Source organism: Gracilimonas sp. (assembly GCF_035704785.1).
Classification (GTDB): Bacteria; Bacteroidota; Rhodothermia; order Balneolales; family Balneolaceae; genus Gracilimonas.
On the sequence record NZ_DASSWP010000062.1, the window covers coordinates 26,663 to 45,110 of the forward strand.

Consider the following 18,448-nt stretch of genomic DNA (forward strand, 5'->3'; position numbering starts at 1 on the left):
AAAACAAAATGATTAGTTATGAAGCTTGAATTACGCTCTCCCATAGATGAACGTGCCGGAATTTCCATCCCTGATGAAATTTCCAACCTTTCTATGCCGTTCAACGGAACTGTTGGCTCTAAGGAAGGAGATGAATACCGCGTTAAGAACAACATCATCGATCTTTTAGGAAAAGAACCTGAATTTACCTCTATTGCTCAAAGCACTAACCATTGGAAAATTACGGCGGCTATCTATGAAGATATCTGGCGAAAGCGCTCACTCTCATTGCTTTCGGGAGAAGAGTTTCCGATAGAGAAAGAACATGAGTTACTCATCGACTGGACGGCGCCAAAAGAAGATGGATGGTATTTAGATCTTGGATGTTCTACCGCCTTGTATGCCCGGGCACTTAAAGCGGCTCAGAAGGAAGCAAACATTGTAGCCCTCGATTTTTCTTCTCAAATGCTGGAGGAAGCCCGCCTCAAAGCCGAAGCCGACGAAACAGACATGACATTTATACGTGCTGATGGGAGAGAGCTTCCTTTCTTTTCCAAAACCTTTGACGGCATTGTGATGGGCGGAACACTTAATGAACTGACTGAAGAACTAAAAGTTCTATATGAAGCTAAACGAGTGTTAAAAGAAGACGGCGTTTTCTTCATGATGCATCTCATCAAATCAGAAGCATGGTATGGGCGCTTGCTTCAGGAGTCGGCCGCTATTGGCGGGATTAATTTCTGGACCGTAGATGAAAGTAACAAACTATTCAACCAAGCCGGGTTTGAGGTGGAAGAGCAACTTGTTAAGGGGATTGTTTGTTTTACGAAATTAAGGCCGGCGTAGCCGGAATGCTTAATTTTAAATGTTGAATGTTAAATGGGATCAAGAGCCATTTAACATTCAACATTTTCTCATTTAAAATTACCCCTACATTTATTCTAAAGTGTAAAACCTCAATTCATTTTCAGAGAACCTGTTCAGTTTCCGATCAAAACCCTTTTAATAAAAGTATTAGGGGCTTCTGCTTCCTTGTCTGGGAAATAAAGGGTATCTGTTTGATGGTCATTGAACAAAATAAACGGTACATCCGATGATTCTTTTAATAACTCACCTTCATTCGTTGTCAACATAAAGCTCACCGGATTTCCATCTTCTCCGGTCAGGTTCTTCAAAAATTTAATGCCAATATTGTCACTACCCATACAATACAGCCCCCAAATCCATGATGCTGCTCCATACTTTTTAACCGTTTCATTGGGGTTATTTGAGTTCTCCACTCTCTCCATCACTGAAAACAATTCGGAGTCGATAACCTTGTTGCCGATTTGTCTTCCTTCAAAATCAAAGAAATAAAGCTCTGGAAGCATCGAGTGTGCGGCAATAATTTTATCTCCACACACCGTAGCATATGAGGATTCTGCAAGCGTTAATGGCTGCATGGCATACTCTTTTGGATCCATAGGCAACGGGAAGATCTCTTTATATACACCCATATCCTCCGGATCAAAAAGGTAAAGTAGGTAGTGATCTTCGGCCGTAAAATTACTGCCGGTTAAAAGGACTTTTCCATTTGGCAGCAGCAAACTTTTATTAAGACGGGTTATTTTTGTTGATACTATATCTATTACTTCTCCTGAGGGTGAAAATTTGGTAACCCGCCCACTAAATTCCGTTACCAAAATATTTCCATTCGGAAGTCTCAATGCCGACGTTGGTTGGTTTAAGTCGCCGGGGCCATTTCCTTTTCTTCCCCAAAAAGATAAAAGCTCTCCATTTCTATTATAGATAAGCACGTGGGATTGAGCTTTATCAACAACCAGGATAGTATCATCCTTAACGTTTTGAATTTGAAGGTCTCCACTCAACAGAACATCATCGGTTTCTTCTAATATCAGCGTATCTGTCGTTTCAAAGAATTGACTGTAAAGGTTACAGAATGGGAATAGAATGAGAATTAATACCGGTAAGAATAGCCGCTTCATTGAATTGCGTTGATGATCATTTAACCGAAACTAATCTTCAAATTTTATAAATCAAAAAAACAACATGATTCATATACTTATGTTAAATGGGGTTAAAAGCCATTTAACATTCAACATTATCACATTTAAAATTACCTACATTTGTTCCGGAGCAGTAATTCCCAAGATCCCCAATCCGTTTCTTAAGACTTGAGCCGTTGCCTTTGCCAGTTCCATACGAGCCTGAGCCAGTTTTTCATCTTCCCCTAAAATGCGGCAGTCATGGTAGAAGGAAGTAAATGCGGAAGCCAGCTCGTTCAGAAAATTCACAACGTGATGCGGCTCACGTGATCTTGCTGCACTCAGCACCGTTTCCGGAAACTTCAGCATGGTTTTGATAAGCTTGATCTCACTTTCATGATCCAATACACTTAGGTCAGCTGAACCTGAAAAATTATATTCTTCTGTTACTTTTCGCAGAATACTGGAAATTCGGGCATGGGCATATTGAAGATAAAAGACCGGGTTCTTTTCACCGGCTTCTTTGGCCTGTGCAATATCAAATTCGAGATGGGTGTTTGGCGAGCGCATCAGGAAGAAGAAGCGAGTAACATCGGCACCTACTTCATCCATAAGGTCATCAAGCGTGACAAAATTCGCTTTTCTGGTACTCATCTTAAATGGTTTTCCATCTTTCACTAAAGTCACAAACTGGTACACGACCACATCTACCTTTTCCGGGTCATAACCAAGCGACTTAATGCCATTCAACACATCAGGGTAGGTGGCAATATGATCGGCTCCAAACACATCAATACATAGATCAAAACCGCGATCTAATTTATTGGCGTGATAGGCGATATCGGGGAGGCGATAGGTGGGCTCGCCCGTGCTTTTTACCAATACGGTATCTTTCTCTTTGCCGAACTCGGTAGTTTTAAACCAAACGGCTCCATCTTTATCATACACCAGATCTTTTTTTCGAAGCTTCTCAATGGTTTCTTCGATCTTTCCCTCTTCATACAAGCTATGCTCATTGAAAAAGGAATCCATTTTGATCTTCATGCGCTCCAGCGTACCGCTGATATCCGCAAATATCTCCTCTTCGGCTTTTTCCTTGAATGGCTTTTCATCCTCAGCTTCAACAAGGTCTTCTCCCTTCTCATCCACTAAAGCCTGAGCGATATCCCGAATGTATTCTCCCTCATAACCACCTTCAGGAAATTCAGCTTCCTTTCCAAGTAATTCCAGATATCTGGCGCGAACACTTTCCCCCAAAACCCGCATTTGTCGGCCAGCATCGTTGAAGTAGTATTCTCTTTCAACTTCAGCGCCGGTCCATTCAAGAAGTCGGGCTACGGTATCACCTAAAACGGCATTCCGTCCATGACCGACCGTTAAGGGCCCGGTTGGATTGGCACTGACAAATTCGATCAAAACCCGTTTACCTTTATTGGAATCTGTTTGCCCGTAGGCTTCTCCCGAGTTCAGGATTTGACTCAAGCTGTCAAACAGATACTCTTCAGCAAACCGAAAATTGATGAAGCCGGGGCCCGCAATTTCAACGGCGGAAACTTTTTTCTCATCGAACTTCAAGCCATCTACTATCTGCTGAGCTATCGCTCTTGGATTATTCCGGAGGAGCTTAGCCAACATCATAGCGATATTGGCAGAAGCATCTCCGTGTTCCGGCTGGTTCGGTTCCTCTATCTTGATTTCCGGTACTTCTTCTAATTCAAACTGCTGAAGAGATTTACTTATGATCTCAACTAAATATTCTTTCATGGAATAATAATTTTCAGATTCACCCAAAGATAAGGGAATTGGGAATTAGGAATCAGGTCAGATTACATTTCTTGGCTATAAAAAAAGGGGCAACACAAAAGTATTGCCCCTTCGAGATATTCTTGTTAATACTAATTGATCATATCATCAATAATTGCCTTGAAAGCTTCAAATGTTCTTGGATTCTGCTCTACCCTGGTCCCGTTAATATAGAAGGTGGGGGTTGAATTTACATTAAGGTTCATTCCCTCTCTTTTATCTGCCATCACAATACGTTGCATTTCGGCGGAGTTCAAATCACTTCTGAACTTTTCGACATCCATATCCAGGCTTTTGGCATAACCAATAAACATAGCCTCTGCATTACCCTGAGCCCATTGTTCTTGTCCGGCAAAGATCAAGTCATGCATTTCCTGGTATTTACCCTGAACACGGGCCGCTTCGGCTGCTCTTGATGCCAACTGAGCAAATTCATGCATATTAAGCGGAAAGTGCTTCGTAGTGATGGAAATATCATCTCCATATTCTTGTTTAAGCCTCTCTTCAATAGATACAAAATATTTACACGCCGGGCACTGATAGTCACTGTATTTGACCAAGTTAATTTTTGCCTCTGATACCTCAGTCTCCTGCGCCATCAAGGAGCCGCTAAACATTACGGCAACAATAGTGAATAAAAATAATCCTCGTTTCATAATGTGATTCCTTCGTTCTTTCTATACTGATTTATTTTTTTAAAATGTCGGTATAAGATACCATTCATTTTTTCGATTATCTGCGGAATTTGATCCTCGTTGTTCTCCCTTCCGAAGGATAAACGTATAAACTCCCTCGCTTCTTGTGCACTTTTTCCAATAGCTGTCATTGTTCGGTTTGGTTTTTCACTTCCCACCTGACAAGCACTTCCTGTTGAGATCGCCAAACCGGCCTGATTGCATTCCAGCATTAGAAACTGCCCCTCCATCCCGGGAAACCTAAGTCCTAAAATATTTGGTATAGATCTTTCCGGATGCCCGAAAACTTCCAGATCGAAGGGTAGTTTTTTTAGTTCATTCATTAAAGCTGTTCGAAATAAAAGAATTCGATCCTGTTCTTCTTTCATCTTTTGAGTGATCTGTTTTGATGCAGTTGCAAAAGCCGCAATCGATGGCACATCACTCGTTCCCTGTTTTAAGTTCTTTGGGAAATCAGGGTCGGGGATAAATGGCTTCCAGCTTACTTTAGGATTCATCCAAACCGCCCCTGCTCCTTTAGGTCCATATATCTTATGTCCGGATATCGAAATAGCATCCACATTCAGCTTTTGAATGTCTAATGGAATTCTGCCGTAACTTTGTACACAGTCACTGTGAAAAAGAACTTCTTGTTCTTTTAATAGATCCCCAATTTTTTGAAGGTCTTGTATGATCCCAATTTCAGAGTTCACATGTTGTATGGATACCAAAGAGGTATCATCCTTCAATGCGCTCTTTAACTCATCCATATCCACCTCACCAAACTGGTTTACAGGAAGTCGGGTTATCTCATAGCCTTCCCGTTCAAGCTTTAGAAAGATATTTCGGACGGAAGAATGTTCAATCGAAGTAGTGATGATCTGTTTTCCTTCCTTTGCAGCTAAAAGGGAATAAATGGAAAGAAAATTAGCCTCAGTTGCTCCTGAAGTAAAAAACACATCCTTCGCGCGGGCATTTAATGTATCAGCCACCGTTTTTTTGGAGGCTTCCAGAATTTGTTTTGCCGATGAGCCCTCATCATGTAGGCTGCTTGCATTCCCATAATAGTGCTTGGCAACATTGATATAAACTTCCAGTGCTTGATCACTGATGGGGGTTGTTGCGGCATGGTCAAGATAGATCATTCAAATCGCTCTTATGTTTAAAAAAAGGTATCTTTACTTTGCCTTAAAAATAGACAAATAAAACGGCCTTATCATCAAATGAATCAGCTTGAGCTAACCTCCACTTTAAAAAATGCTTTCCACGAAGATATCGGAATGGGCGATCTTACTTCCGAATCTGTTTTTACTGAAAATCAGCAAGGAAAGGGGATCTACACCTCAAAAGCAGATGGCGTACTTGCCGGGCTTGATGCTGTTATAGCCGGATACAATCTTTTAGACCCCGGTGTAACGGTCACGCTTCACAAGAAAGATGGAGACTTTGTGAAAAAGGGGGATATTATTGGAGAAGTTGAAGGAAGTATTCGCATCCTTTTAACGGGAGAAAGAGTGATCTTAAACCTGCTCCAGCACCTTAGCGGAATCGCTACTTCAACCCGGAATGTGGTCGATTTGCTTGATGACCCAACCATTGCTGTTGCCGACACTCGTAAAACCTTACCCGGATTAAGGAGCCTTCAAAAATATGCCGTACGCTGTGGGGGAGGTAAAAACCATCGCTTTCGTTTAGATGACGGAATAATGATCAAAGACAACCATATTAAAGCCGCCGGCAGTATTAAAGCCGCCGTTGAAATGGTGCAAAAACACGCCGGACATATGGTGAAAGTAGAGGTGGAAACAGAGACCGAAGAACAAGTTTTGGAAGCGGTGGCTGCTAAAGCCGATGTTATCATGTTGGATAACCGCTCCCCTCAGGAAGTAAAGAAGCTGATCAATATTATTCCGGATGATATTGTTGTTGAGGTTTCAGGCGGAATTACCCCGCAAAATATCGGCAGTTATAAGAACTGTGGTGCGAATGTGATCTCTCTGGGTTGGCTTACTCATTCCGTAAAAGCACTGGATATCAGTTTCAACCTGCAGTAAAAGACTGTTAGAACCGAACGAATTCAGTGTTTAATTTCTTAACTTCAACACTGATCATAATGTTGACCTAAATTTCGTTTTTATTACACTCTCGTTTGTACAAGACCTAAATATTCTATGGAAGTTTTAGACCTGTTAGAAATTGAATCAGAAGTCTCCCTGCCCAAGCGCTACAGCCAGTTATCTGTGGAAGAAATGGCAGCTCGTGTTAAGGAGATCAAGGCCAAATTTGGGAATCGTCTTTTTATTCCCGGGCACCATTATCAAAAAGATGAGGTGATCCAGTTCTCAGATGCGCGCGGCGACTCCCTGAAACTCGCTCGGATCTGCTCTCAAATGCCGGAAGCGGAATTCATTGTTTTTTGCGGCGTACACTTTATGGCTGAAACTGCAGATATGCTTACCAAGCCTGGCCAAAAGGTCATTCTTCCTGACCTACGTGCCGGCTGTTCCATGGCAGACATGGCCGATATCGATCAAACTGAAACGGGATGGAAGAAAATGCAGGAGATCTGGGGAGATACCATTTTGCCTCTCACCTATGTCAACTCCACAGCTGCTATCAAAGGGTTTGTAGGAAAACACGGTGGGGCGACGGTCACTTCCTCTAATGCAAAAAAAATGCTGGAGTGGGCCTTCACACAGAAAGAACGCATTTTATTTTTGCCCGATCAGCACCTGGGAAGAAACACCGCTTATGATCTTGGAATACCTTTGGAGCAAATGGCCGTTTGGGCTCCCCTTGAGGAGAGGTTTGAGTATGCCGGTGATTTTGAAGATGTGAAAGTGATCTTGTGGAAAGGACATTGCTCCGTACATGAGAAATTCAATATCAACCACATACAAAATCTCCGTGATAAGGAACCTGACACAAAGATCCTTGTACACCCTGAGTGTACTTATGATGTAGTACAAGCCTCAGATTTGAATGGCTCTACAAGTTTTATTATTGAAACCATTGAACAGGCTGAACCGGGCACAAGGTGGGCCATCGGAACAGAGATGAACCTGGTAAATAGATTAGCTGCTGAAAACCCGGACAAAGAGGTCATTTCCCTAAACCCGTTTCTGTGCCCTTGCCTCACCATGAATAGAATTGACCTGCCCCATTTGCTTTGGTCGCTCGAAAAACTGGAACAAGGTGAGGTGGTAAATCAAATTACTGTTTCGCAAGACGTTAAAGAATATGCTGTACTTGCTCTTGAGCAAATGCTGAAGCGCTCTTAAAATATCTGCGGATTCCCTGTATACTCTTACAGAGTCCGGAACTTGAGTGCATACTCGAAGTACATCTTTTTCGTTCTCAAAGCCTTAAACCTTTGTTAAATTTTAGTACCTTCAGTAAACTCTGTCATATGATGAAGAAAAGACCGCTATTATTTCTATTTTCGATTTTTCTACTCCCCATGCTTGCCAATGCTCAGGATGGTCAAACAGCGGCTGATAACTCCCTGTTACCTGAAATCAATCCACAAGACATTGAAATTCGCAGTGAGTTCAAAGCACGCTTTCCGGGATTAAGAAGACAGCCAATTTTAGGTTTTAACCCTAAACCCAGGGTTTTTCAAATTGACCCCAACCGGATGCCTTTCATAGAAACCCCGGAAGATGCCGTTGCAGACATCTCAATTACAGAACTGGGTCGTCCCGAGCCACCTTACCGCTCTATGCTTGAAATCCCTGATCGATTGAATGCCTATATAAGAGGAGGATTTGGAAGCTATCTGACCCCTGAAATAAACGGATACGGTTTATATGAGCTGAACGACAAAAGCCTCGTTTCCGGAAACTTAAACATGCTTGCATCAGACGGTCACCTTTCCTCTCAAGAAAGCGGCTTTCGGTATCTGGACTTAAGTGGAAGATATACCACTAAATTGCAGGATGGCCTGAAACTAAATATAGACATCGGGGCGCTCAGTGACTTCAATTACCTGTTTGACCTTGAAGACAACTTTCAGCAAAACTCTATCGGTGAAACTTCTGATAAAAGCTATACCGGGTTAAGCGGACAAATTACTCTTCAAAAAATGAAGAATACCCTGAACGGGTGGAGTATCTCAGCGGGCGGAAATATCTTTTCTTCAACTTTGGATGCAGGAAACTCGGGTTTATCCGGAGATCTCGATGAGCAGATCGTAAATGGCTCGGTATCATATTTTTGGCCCGGAAAAAGAATATATGAGACCTTTAAGATCACAGGAAGCATGGAAGCCTCAAATTACACCTCTTCCTTTTATGATGATCAAAACTGGTTAGACGCACAGGGATTCTTAACGTATGAGCGTTTACTCAATTTCACTACCCGAATAAAGGTAAAAGGGGGAGTCGAATATATTTCTGATGCGGATTCCGAAAGCTTTTATATCGTGCCTGAGGTCGAGGTTAAACATAACCTAAATACCAGATTATTCATTACAGGTACTGCTTTTGCACGGCCTGAGCTTCAAACCTTGCAGGAACACCATCAATACAATCGATTTCTGAATATGGAAAGCCAGCTGCAGCACTCCTATAATATCGGAGCTTCAGGTGAGGTTAATTTTCAATTATTTGAAGGCAACAGGCTCTTTGGCGGTGTTACATATACTCATACCAGGGATTATGCCTATTATACCCGCGAAGAAATTCAACCTGCCAACATTCCTGGTTTTTATAATGTGAATTATGGCAACGCCAATATATTTGATCTTTATTTTGGGGCAAGTCAACAGTTGGTACCTGAAAAATTTTGGGCAGATGTTAAGGTTTATGCCCGCCGACCCAGCTTAAAATCCGGGGGAGATATTCCTTACGAGGAAAAACTCGGGCTAAGCGGAGCCATTTCTTACAAGCCTGTAAAAGAACTTACAATTAATGGCTGGACAGAATATATTGGCAGTCGTCAATCACCTGAAACAAATTCTGAACTGGATCCTTTTTTAATACTTAATGCAGGGGCTGAATTTCAGATCAATGAAACATTTGGCGTTTATGCCAAACTATTAAATATTATGGGGCAGGAATACGAAATTTGGAATGGGTATCAGGAACGCCCATTTCAGATCTTTGGAGGGTTAACCGTTAAATTCTAACTTATTATGACAAAAGAATTTTTAGAGACACTGGGAATTGTTATTCGTGACCAGATCATTATGAAAAACACCGTTGAGGTGAAAGGCTTGGGTACATTTAAACCGGTTCACCACAATCAAAGACAAGAAAAAAGGGCTGACGGGTCTAATATGGTGATGCCCCCAAAAGATACTATAGAATTTACAGCTGAACATAAGGGGTAAACCATGCACATTGATCATTCAAAACTTGTTGAGCTACTTGTTGAAACTTCCGGAATTGAAAAGGATAAGATAGAAACCCAACTAACCGAGCTGGTTGACGAAATTCGGGAAGCTATCAGTGAAGGAGAAGCTTACGAGGTAGACGGTTTAGGGATATTTAGCGGCATTGGCAATAATATGATCTTTATGCCTTCTGAGGATCTTGCCACTGAGATCAATTATAAGTATGTGGGTATGGAAGCCATTAAAATTGATGATGCTCCCGAAAAGCCAAAACCAAGCAAGGAAAAGAAAGTTAAAGAAGACGATGACGACCCCTTTGCCGGCTTGTTGGGAGATGATGAGGATGAACCACAAGAATCTGACTCTTCTTTTGAACTTGATGAACCCGATGAAGAGGAGCCAAAATTGTCCGAAAAAAAAATCCACTGACATTGAAGACTTTGCTGACGCTTCGGCTGAAGAGTCTCCTTTTGATTTAGGTGATGAGGATCTTGAAGAAGAAAAGCCCGGTCCCGATAAATGGGGTATCGATACCTACAAAGATGATAGCGCAGAAAGCATGTTTTCAGGTTTGCTTGGTAATCGGGATGAGGATGAACCCAAGCTAACAGAACAAGAAGAAGATGACCTTTTGAGCGAGACCGAAGAGGAGCCTTCTGCTAAAGACCATTCAGAACCTCGGGAAACTTCAAAAAAATATTCTTTTGATGATGATAATGACACATCCCTTTCTTCAGATAAAGAAGATCTTTCGGACGATGAGGATTATGAGGATCCCTTCAAAGCATTACTTGATAACGACGATGAAGAAGAAGATGATTATAAAGATGAAGATGAAAACGAATTCATTCCCGAAACTCCTCCTTCAAAAGAAAACAAGAAAGAAGTAGTTCCTGTAATCAAAAATCTTTCTTCCGGAAATGCTAAAAAACCCAAAGAACAAAAGGAAAAACCTAAAGCCACTTTCCAAAAAAATAACTTTAAGCAGGAACCCAAATCCCAACCTGTTATGCTTTGGGTTGTCTTAATTATTTTACTCTTGGGCGGAGGAACTTATGGGGTGGGTTACTTTGGGATTGTACATATTCCGGGTGTAACACCTGAGTCATCAACATCAATGGCTTCGTCCACTCAACCAGATCCTGCGCCGGCAGAACAACAAAATGAAGCTCCGGCTGAAGAAACACCTCAAGCCCAGCCTCAGCAAACGGAACCAGAGCCGGAAACGGAACAACCTGCTTCAACCACAGGTTCTCAGGAACAAGAACCGCAACCTCAGGTATCACAGAGTGAAGAGGTCCCTGCTAACCAATCTACTTATGGGTTAACAGGTGTTCCTGTTCCTTCCGCAAATGACGGCTATACCATTGTAATTTATTCGCTGACAAGAGAAACAAACATTGAGGCAAAGCGCACCGAATTGACAAATGAAGGATATCGTGTCCTTGTTTCATCAATTCCATCACAGAGATATGGAACGCTTTGGCGTTTAAGTTTAGGACAGTTTGACACAATGAGAGATGCAGCACTTGCTGCTGAAACACTTGAGCAACCCTATTCAGAAAATTACTTTATAACAGAAATCCAATAAATACATCATCTACATGTACCCATTGCTGATATTTTTGCAGGACACCACTGCCGTTGACTCCCTGATGGCTATGCAGGAAGAAACAACCTCCTTCTTTGACTTATTAGTTGAAGGCGGGGTTTTAATGATCCCCATTTCTATTCTTTTTATGCTAACAATGTATGTCATCATTGAACGATGGAGAGCTCTGAACCGATCTCATGTTGAACCTGAGAAATTTTTAGGCACCATTGAAAGCATGTTGACTTCCGGTAAAGGTGGCGCCGCAAACGCCATGAGCTACTGTGATGAGTTTGACAAGCCAATATCAAGAATTATTAAGGCCGGGATCAAAAGGCTAGGCCGGCCTCTACGGGATATTGAAGATGCTATTGATAATGCCGGAAAGAAGGAGATATTTTTTCTTGAGAAAAGAATGAACTGGCTTGCTACCATAGCCGGTGTTGCTCCGTTATTAGGCTTTACCGGAACGGTAACCGGTATGATCGAGGCCTTTATGGATATTCAGTCGCTGCAAGGGAATGTGAACCCCAGCGTTCTTGCCGGTGGTATCTGGGAAGCGTTAATAACCACTGCAGCCGGTTTGATCGTAGGTCTTATCGCCTATGGATTTTATAACTTTTTATTGGGCAAGATAAATCGCTCCATTTTTGAGCTGGAAAATGCTTCGGCTGACTTCCTTGATTTATTACAATCACCTGCTAAAAAAGACAGTAACTAATTATGTCACGAGATTTCAGAAAAGGAGATAAACGGCTTACGCCCTTGTCGCTGTTTTCACAGTCGTCATTGACGGATATTGTATTGCTGTTGCTCATTTTCTTTCTGTTGACCTCTTCCTTTGTTACCAACTTTGGAATTCGGGTTGAAGTACCAAAAGCAGAAAGCAGTGCCGCCACAGAGTCTCAATTTATTTCTGTTGCCGTAACAAAGACCGGTGAATTTTATGTGGATGGAGAATTAACGGCCCGGGGATCTTTAGCTTCAGCCATTAGAAACGCTAGAAATAATAAACCCCAGGGCACCGTTGTATTAAGAGCGGACAAAGATGCTAAGGTTGATGATGCCGTCCGTGTTATGAATATCAGTAAAGCACTTAATTTAAAAATTATAATGGCTACGGAGCAGGGCTCCTAATTATATGGGAAAATATAGATTCACATCAGACGACCGTTTTGCACTAAAGGTTACCTTTGGAGTGAACATCGCACTGCTCATTATTTCGCTTTTATACACTTTTGACATGAACTCAAATGTTCGTCCGTCATATATAGAAGTGGAATTTGGTGAATATAAGACCGGACAACTGGCGGAATATTCTGAAGTTAAGAACGAAGAAGTTGCTCAACGCCCTAATCCTTCTGAAACAGAACCTGAAGTACCGGTCGATGAAGTTCCTGAGCCGGACATTACCCCACAAACACTGTCTGAGGAAGATACCAAGCCTGTTGATCTCGCTGACCAGGTTGAAGAAATAGATGCAGAGGAAATCAATACTCCTGAAACAGATAAAATCGACCCTACTCATCAAGAAACCGAACCCCAGGAAGAAGAAATTGAAATTCCTCCCGTTGCTCAGGAAAATGAAACTGTTACGGAAGGAGCCGATGAAAGCGGTGATGTGGACGGTGCAAGAGGAGACATGAACTCGGATCAGGGAATCGGCAATGATGAAGACAAAACCTCTCCTTATGAATTGAAATGGGAAGGAGATCTCGACCGCAGCCCGATGGTGCAACCTCTTCCTGAAAATACCTCCAATGCTGAAGCTGTTATTACCGTCCGTTTTGAAGTTCGGCCGGATGGTTCAGTGGGGCGTGTTATTCCCCTTAGAAAAATGAATCCTGAATTGGAACGTGAAGTTATGAGCACTTTGAGAACCTGGCGTTTTTCCCGACTTCCAGGCGGAGCTCCTCAGCAGGTTCAATGGGGTACCATTACCTTCCGTTTCGTTTTTGATTAAAAACATCAACATTCCTTAGGTACCTGTTATGACTAAAAGAACCTTATCTTTTTTCGTTTTTGCCCTCTCCATTATTTTTGTGGTAAGTGCTTGTAAAAGTAACCCTTCAGGCAGTGATGATGGAGAATATTCTCAGGTCAACAATTGGGTCCTAGCCAATATGGACTTTTATTATTTTTGGAATGAGTTGGTGCCTGAAGAAGCCGATGGAAACCAACAACCGGAGGATTTCTTTACCGGTATGCTGGAACCAAATGATGCTTTCTCCTATATCTCAGATGATGCAGAAACTTTGTTGGATGAATTGAATGGCTCATCGTTTACAGCCGGTTTTTCTCCTGCCTTCGGACTCTTTTCAGGTACCGAGAATGTATTTATTATCGTAGAGTTTGTATATCCAAATACACCCGCAGCAGCAGCCGGTATAGAAAGAGGGGATATTATTATCCGCATTAATGATCAGGACCTCACCACAGATAACTACCTGGATCTATATTATGATGATTCTTCGGCTAAGTACACTTTCGGTATCTATAATGTAGAAGAGAATTCTATTTCTGAAGGAGGCAGTGTTACAGTTAATAAAGCCGAGCTGTCTTTAGACCCTGTAGTATATACGGACATCATAGAAGATAGTGGTCACAAGATAGGATATATCTTTTACTCCAGATTTATAAACGGCGAGAATGACCAATTTATTCAGGCTGTAGACAATGTGCTTGCTGACTTTGAAAACCAAGGAGTAACGGAACTTATCGTTGACCTAAGGTATAACCCCGGAGGAACAATTGATGCTGCCGAAAACCTTGCAAATTCTATAGCTCCACAGTCCGTCACTACTAATGAAGAGGTCTTTGTGCAATACGAGTATAATGAGACTCTTGAGCAATATTATATAGATAATGAAGGCCTAGATTCTCCAAACCTGATCTCTCGTTTTTCTGAAGATCCCACGAATTTAAATCTTGATCGGGTATATTTTTTAGGAACATCGAGCTCAGCTTCAGCCAGTGAATTGCTGATAAATGGATTAAGACCTTATATGGATGTTGTCTTGGTCGGGACACCTACTTTTGGAAAATTTTACGGTTCTTATGTGTTGACCGGTCTAAACAGCAATCCCCCAAATAATTATGCAATTGTTCCTGTGGTGCTTAAATATGCAAATGCTGTTGGTTTCTCTGACTTCGGAGACGGCCTCGCCCCCGATCACGTTGTAGAAGAAGACCTATTCCAGTCTAAACCCCTTGGAGACCCAACTGATGAGCTGCTTTCTAAAGCGCTCGAGCTTATTACCGGTACACAAACACCCCCCCGCAAAAACGACACCAAGTATTCCTTTTATAAGATTGGAAGATCCAATAAAGTTTAAAAAAGGAAATATCTTATTAGAGAGACCTTTATTTAACTGATCATTTTTTTGATGTTTCCGAGTCTTCGGATCCATGCTTGATGTCCTTTTTACTTTGGTCCAATCCTGAGCGGACATGCAGGTCTCTTTGCGGAAATGGGATCTCGATATCGAATTCAGCAAATTTTCTAACGATAGCCTGATTCAATTCATTCTGAACCTGGTATCGTTTTTTCACGTCCGGTATCCATGCCAACAACTTCATATCCCATGAAGAGTCGCCAAACGATCTGAGGTGAACATCATGCTTTGGATTCTCCAATACATGTTCGCTCTCCTCGGCCACCTCATTTAAAGCTTTTAATACTTTATCCAGATCTGAAGAGTAAGAAACCCCAACATCTATACCCAACCTATAAGTGGTATCTCCATGGGAGAAATTAATCACATTTTTTGTAACAAATTCCGAATTCGGCACAATAATAGAGATGTTATCCAGTGTCTTCACTGTGGTAGAACGAATGTTTATTTCCTGGATATCTCCCTCAATATCACTCACAGAAACGCGATCTCCAACACTTATGGGGCGCTCAAAAAGCACGATCAAACCTGAGATAAAATTCGAAGTTATGTTCTGAAGCCCAAAACCAATACCAACAGAAAGAAAACCAAAAATAACCGCCAGCCCGGTCATATTTATCCCCAGGAATTGGAATGAAATAAATATTCCTATCACCACTAAAATATATTGCGACATTCGGGACAGGGTGTATTGCAAACCACTGTCATTTACAAATCGAGGAAGAATTCGATTATTAAGTGTGCGCTTCAAAAGAGAAGCCAAAAATGAAAATCCAGCTAGCAGGAGTAGAAAGATGAGTAGTTTTAAAAAAGTAACGGGGTTATCCCGCAGGGTAAAAAGTTGTACCTGTAATAAATCCCAAATGTAATTTAATGTTTCCCCAAGTGTATAATCCGAGGGATTAGGAATTTGCATTGCCGAATCTGCGGAAACAAAGAAGTCTGCACTATCTGCAGAAAGAGAATCTAATGGTGTATTCGTTGTGGGTAATTGGCTCATAGCCTCAAATGTAATGGATAATTGCGAGAAAATAATATGGTTACGTGAGGATTAAAAAGAACAACCGTAATGGCTTTTAAAACCCTTATTTGGTTGCAACGCAGAGCGGGTTGGAACCAGTCTCTGTATTGTTTTATTTCAAACTCGTCTTCGGTGCCTTCCAGATCTCATCATTGTAGTCGTTGATGGTTCTATCGCTTGAGAATTTCCCGATGTTGGCGGTATTAAGGATCGCCTTGCGGTTCCACTCATCCTGATCTTTAAAGGCCTCCGAGACCTCATCCTGCTTGTTCACATAAGCTTCAAAGTCAGCCAAAACCATAAAGTAATCTCCTTCATGCAGCAGCGCGTTGATGATGGGTTCAAAAAGCTCTTTGTCTCCGTTACTAAAGAAACCATCCCGGATCTGATCTAATGCCTCTTGAAGCTCTTCATTGGCATTATAATAATCCCAAGGATTATAACCTTCCCGGCGAAGCTGATCGATCTCTTCTTCCTGCAACCCAAATATGAAAATATTTTCTTCGCCCACTTCTTCTTTGATCTCCACATTTGCACCATCAAGTGTTCCGATGGTAAGCGCTCCGTTTAGGGCAAACTTCATGTTTCCGGTACCGGAAGCTTCCATACCGGCCGTCGAAATTTGTTCGGAAAGATTGGCAGCAGGAATCAGTTTCTCAGCAAGCGTTACGCTGTAGTTTTGCAGGAAAACACACTGCAGCTTTTTATTAACTTCCGGGTCTTTATTAACTACATCCGCTATGCTGTTGATCAGCTTGATGTGAAGTTTAGCCATGGTATATCCCGGAGCGGCTTTTCCGGCAAAGATCACCGTGCGTGGAGACATACCCAGATCGGGATTCTCTTTAAGTCGGTTGTACAGAGTGATGACATGCAACGCTGCCATAAGCTGACGTTTATACTCGTGTATACGCTTGATCTGAATATCGAACATGGAACTCGGATCCACATCTAGATCGTTTTCTACCTTGATGTATTCCGCCAGTCGTTTTTTATTCTCGATCTTGATCTCAGCAAACTTCTTGCGGAATTTTTTGTCTTCCGCATATTCGTTAATCTTCTTGAGTTCATCCAGGTCGGTGATCCAATCGTCTCCAATTTTATCAGAGATCAGGTCAGCTAACTCTGGATTACATTGTTTCAACCACCGGCGTGGAGTAATTCCATTGGTCTTATTGGTGAATTTATCAGGATACATCTCATCGAAATCCTTGAACATGAAATCCTTCAACAAACGTGAGTGCATGGCCGCCACTCCGTTCACTTTTCGCGCTCCCACAATTCCGAGATGCGCCATGTGAACCACCGGGTGTTCTCCTTCACTTATAATGCTCATTCGGCTCTGGCGATTTTTATCATCCCCTAATTTTATCTTCACGTCATCCAGGAATCGCCGGTTGATCTCATAGATAATATTTAGATGCCGTGGCAGCAGATTCCTAACGAGCGAAACGGGCCACTTTTCCAGGGCCTCCGGCAATAAAGTATGATTGGTGTAGGCCATGGTATCTACCGTGATGTCCCAGGCTTTATCCCAATCCATGTGTTCCTCATCCAGCAGGTAACGCATCAATTCCGGGATAGCCAAATTCGGATGCGTATCATTACACTGAATGGATACCTTTTCGGGGAACTTGGTAAAATCACCAGACTGCTTTTTAAAGCGCCGGATAATATCCTGCATGGAAGCCGAAACAAGGAAATACTCCTGTTTCAATCTCAATTCCTGCCCCACAAAAACTTTGTCATTCGGATACAGCACACGCGAAATATTCTGCTCGAGCTGATTATCCTTTACGGCATCAATGTATTGCCCCTGATTGAAACTCTTCAGATCAATAGATGAAGAAGATTCTGCTTTCCACAATCGCAGGTAGTTGACGATCCCGTTGTCATATCCGGGGATCGGTGTGTCGTAAGCAATTGCTTTTACACGATGAGTATTTTCCCAAGCATAGCGGGCGTCTCCGTTACTTCCGTTTACCGTAGTCTGATTTCCATAAAACTCTACCGGATACTGAACTTTTGGACGAACGGTATCCCATGGGTTCCCATACTTCAGCCAAAGATCCGGGCGCTCTATTTGGAAACCATCTTGTATTTTTTGATAGAAAATTCCGTAGTCATATCGAATTCCATGCCCGATCGCGGGAATTCCTAAGGTTGCCATTGAATCCAGGAAACAGGCGGCCAGTCTTCCAAGGCCTCCATTTCCAAGTCCGGCATCCCATTCCTGATCGCGGATATCTTCATAGGAAAGGTCCAGTTCCCCGAGAGCCTCAGCTACCAGATCACGCACATTCAGGTTTACCAGCATGTTATCCAACAAACGCCCAATCAGGTATTCCATTGATAAATAGTACACCCGCTTGGAATCGGTGTTATAATAATGCTGCTGGGTTTTCAGGAGTCGGTCATTGAGGCGGTCCATGATAGTGAGTGCCACACTCTGATATTTATCCCAGCCGGTAGTCGAAAATTCATCTTTAGCCAGCGTGTGACGTAAATGCAGCTTAATGTCTTCGCGAAGTGAATCCTTGTCCATTCCGGAGCGGGGATTCATATTTGTTGTCTTTTTCTTACTCATAATTCTTTTCTCTGATCTGTATAGTCTTTATATCGGAAATGAGAGTTGAAAGTTGATAGGTTGAGGCTGCCCAGATTG

At 42.2% G+C, this 18,448-nt stretch carries 17 protein-coding genes; 11 read left to right on the plus strand and 6 right to left on the minus strand.

Annotated features, from left to right (window positions below):
* The first annotated feature begins 18 nt into the window (after positions 1-18).
* Entirely contained in the window at positions 19-825 is an 807-nt protein-coding gene (locus VFM80_RS03255; protein WP_395069506.1) for a class I SAM-dependent methyltransferase, read from the plus strand.
* Between the two features lie 134 nt (positions 826-959).
* Here the strand turns inward: VFM80_RS03255 and VFM80_RS03260 are convergent, their stop codons facing one another.
* From VFM80_RS03260 to VFM80_RS03275, 4 genes are all read right to left on the minus strand, one after another.
* Positions 960-1,964 carry a 6-bladed beta-propeller gene (locus VFM80_RS03260; RefSeq protein WP_395069508.1) on the minus strand — a complete coding sequence of 335 codons (1,005 nt, stop codon included), beginning with the start codon at positions 1,962-1,964 and terminating at the stop codon, positions 960-962.
* A 135-nt stretch (positions 1,965-2,099) separates the two neighbouring features.
* Positions 2,100-3,728 (minus strand): arginine--tRNA ligase, encoded by a 1,629-nt coding sequence (gene argS / locus VFM80_RS03265; RefSeq protein ID WP_395069510.1) that lies wholly within the window; start codon positions 3,726-3,728, stop codon positions 2,100-2,102.
* A gap of 131 nt (positions 3,729-3,859) precedes the next feature.
* Entirely contained in the window at positions 3,860-4,423 is a 564-nt protein-coding gene (locus tag VFM80_RS03270; RefSeq protein WP_395069512.1) for a DsbA family protein, read from the minus strand.
* A complete protein-coding gene (locus VFM80_RS03275; protein ID WP_395069514.1) occupies positions 4,420-5,586 on the minus strand; it encodes an IscS subfamily cysteine desulfurase in 1,167 nt (388 codons plus the stop codon). The genes VFM80_RS03270 and VFM80_RS03275 overlap by 4 nt, the downstream gene beginning before the upstream one ends.
* A gap of 78 nt (positions 5,587-5,664) precedes the next feature.
* Between VFM80_RS03275 and nadC the strand changes: the two genes are divergently transcribed.
* The 10 genes from nadC to VFM80_RS03325 all read left to right on the plus strand — a co-directional run bounded on the left by nadC (position 5,665) and on the right by VFM80_RS03325 (position 14,702).
* Positions 5,665-6,495 (plus strand): carboxylating nicotinate-nucleotide diphosphorylase, encoded by an 831-nt coding sequence (gene nadC, locus VFM80_RS03280; RefSeq protein WP_395069515.1) that lies wholly within the window; start codon positions 5,665-5,667, stop codon positions 6,493-6,495.
* A gap of 117 nt (positions 6,496-6,612) precedes the next feature.
* Positions 6,613-7,722 carry a quinolinate synthase NadA gene (nadA, locus tag VFM80_RS03285; protein WP_395069517.1) on the plus strand — a complete coding sequence of 370 codons (1,110 nt, stop codon included), beginning with the start codon at positions 6,613-6,615 and terminating at the stop codon, positions 7,720-7,722.
* A gap of 128 nt (positions 7,723-7,850) precedes the next feature.
* On the plus strand, positions 7,851-9,569 hold the full coding sequence (locus VFM80_RS03290) for a hypothetical protein (RefSeq protein WP_395069519.1): 1,719 nt from the start codon (positions 7,851-7,853) through the stop codon (positions 9,567-9,569).
* A 6-nt stretch (positions 9,570-9,575) separates the two neighbouring features.
* Positions 9,576-9,773 carry an HU family DNA-binding protein gene (locus tag VFM80_RS03295; protein ID WP_395069521.1) on the plus strand — a complete coding sequence of 66 codons (198 nt, stop codon included), beginning with the start codon at positions 9,576-9,578 and terminating at the stop codon, positions 9,771-9,773.
* Between the two features lie 3 nt (positions 9,774-9,776).
* The gene (locus tag VFM80_RS03300) at positions 9,777-10,205 is read left to right on the plus strand and encodes an HU family DNA-binding protein (protein WP_395069523.1); all 429 of its coding nucleotides are present in this window, start codon (positions 9,777-9,779) and stop codon (positions 10,203-10,205) included.
* Positions 10,165-11,367 (plus strand): SPOR domain-containing protein, encoded by a 1,203-nt coding sequence (locus VFM80_RS03305; RefSeq protein WP_395069525.1) that lies wholly within the window; start codon positions 10,165-10,167, stop codon positions 11,365-11,367. The genes VFM80_RS03300 and VFM80_RS03305 overlap by 41 nt, the downstream gene beginning before the upstream one ends.
* A 13-nt stretch (positions 11,368-11,380) precedes the next feature.
* Entirely contained in the window at positions 11,381-12,088 is a 708-nt protein-coding gene (locus VFM80_RS03310; RefSeq protein ID WP_395069527.1) for a MotA/TolQ/ExbB proton channel family protein, read from the plus strand.
* A gap of 2 nt (positions 12,089-12,090) precedes the next feature.
* Positions 12,091-12,504 carry an ExbD/TolR family protein gene (locus VFM80_RS03315; protein WP_395069529.1) on the plus strand — a complete coding sequence of 138 codons (414 nt, stop codon included), beginning with the start codon at positions 12,091-12,093 and terminating at the stop codon, positions 12,502-12,504.
* 4 nt (positions 12,505-12,508) lie between these two features.
* Complete coding sequence (locus VFM80_RS03320; RefSeq protein WP_395069531.1) at positions 12,509-13,330, plus strand: hypothetical protein; 822 nt, start codon at positions 12,509-12,511, stop codon at positions 13,328-13,330.
* Positions 13,331-13,358: 28 nt separating this feature from the next.
* The gene (locus tag VFM80_RS03325; RefSeq protein WP_395069533.1) at positions 13,359-14,702 is read left to right on the plus strand and encodes a S41 family peptidase; all 1,344 of its coding nucleotides are present in this window, start codon (positions 13,359-13,361) and stop codon (positions 14,700-14,702) included.
* A 40-nt stretch (positions 14,703-14,742) separates the two neighbouring features.
* On the opposite strand, the gene VFM80_RS03330 is transcribed toward VFM80_RS03325, so the two are convergent.
* A complete protein-coding gene (locus tag VFM80_RS03330) occupies positions 14,743-15,762 on the minus strand; it encodes a mechanosensitive ion channel family protein (protein ID WP_395069535.1) in 1,020 nt (339 codons plus the stop codon).
* 133 nt (positions 15,763-15,895) lie between these two features.
* Entirely contained in the window at positions 15,896-18,370 is a 2,475-nt protein-coding gene (locus VFM80_RS03335) for a glycogen/starch/alpha-glucan phosphorylase (RefSeq protein ID WP_395069537.1), read from the minus strand.
* Positions 18,371-18,448: the final 78 nt, after the last annotated feature.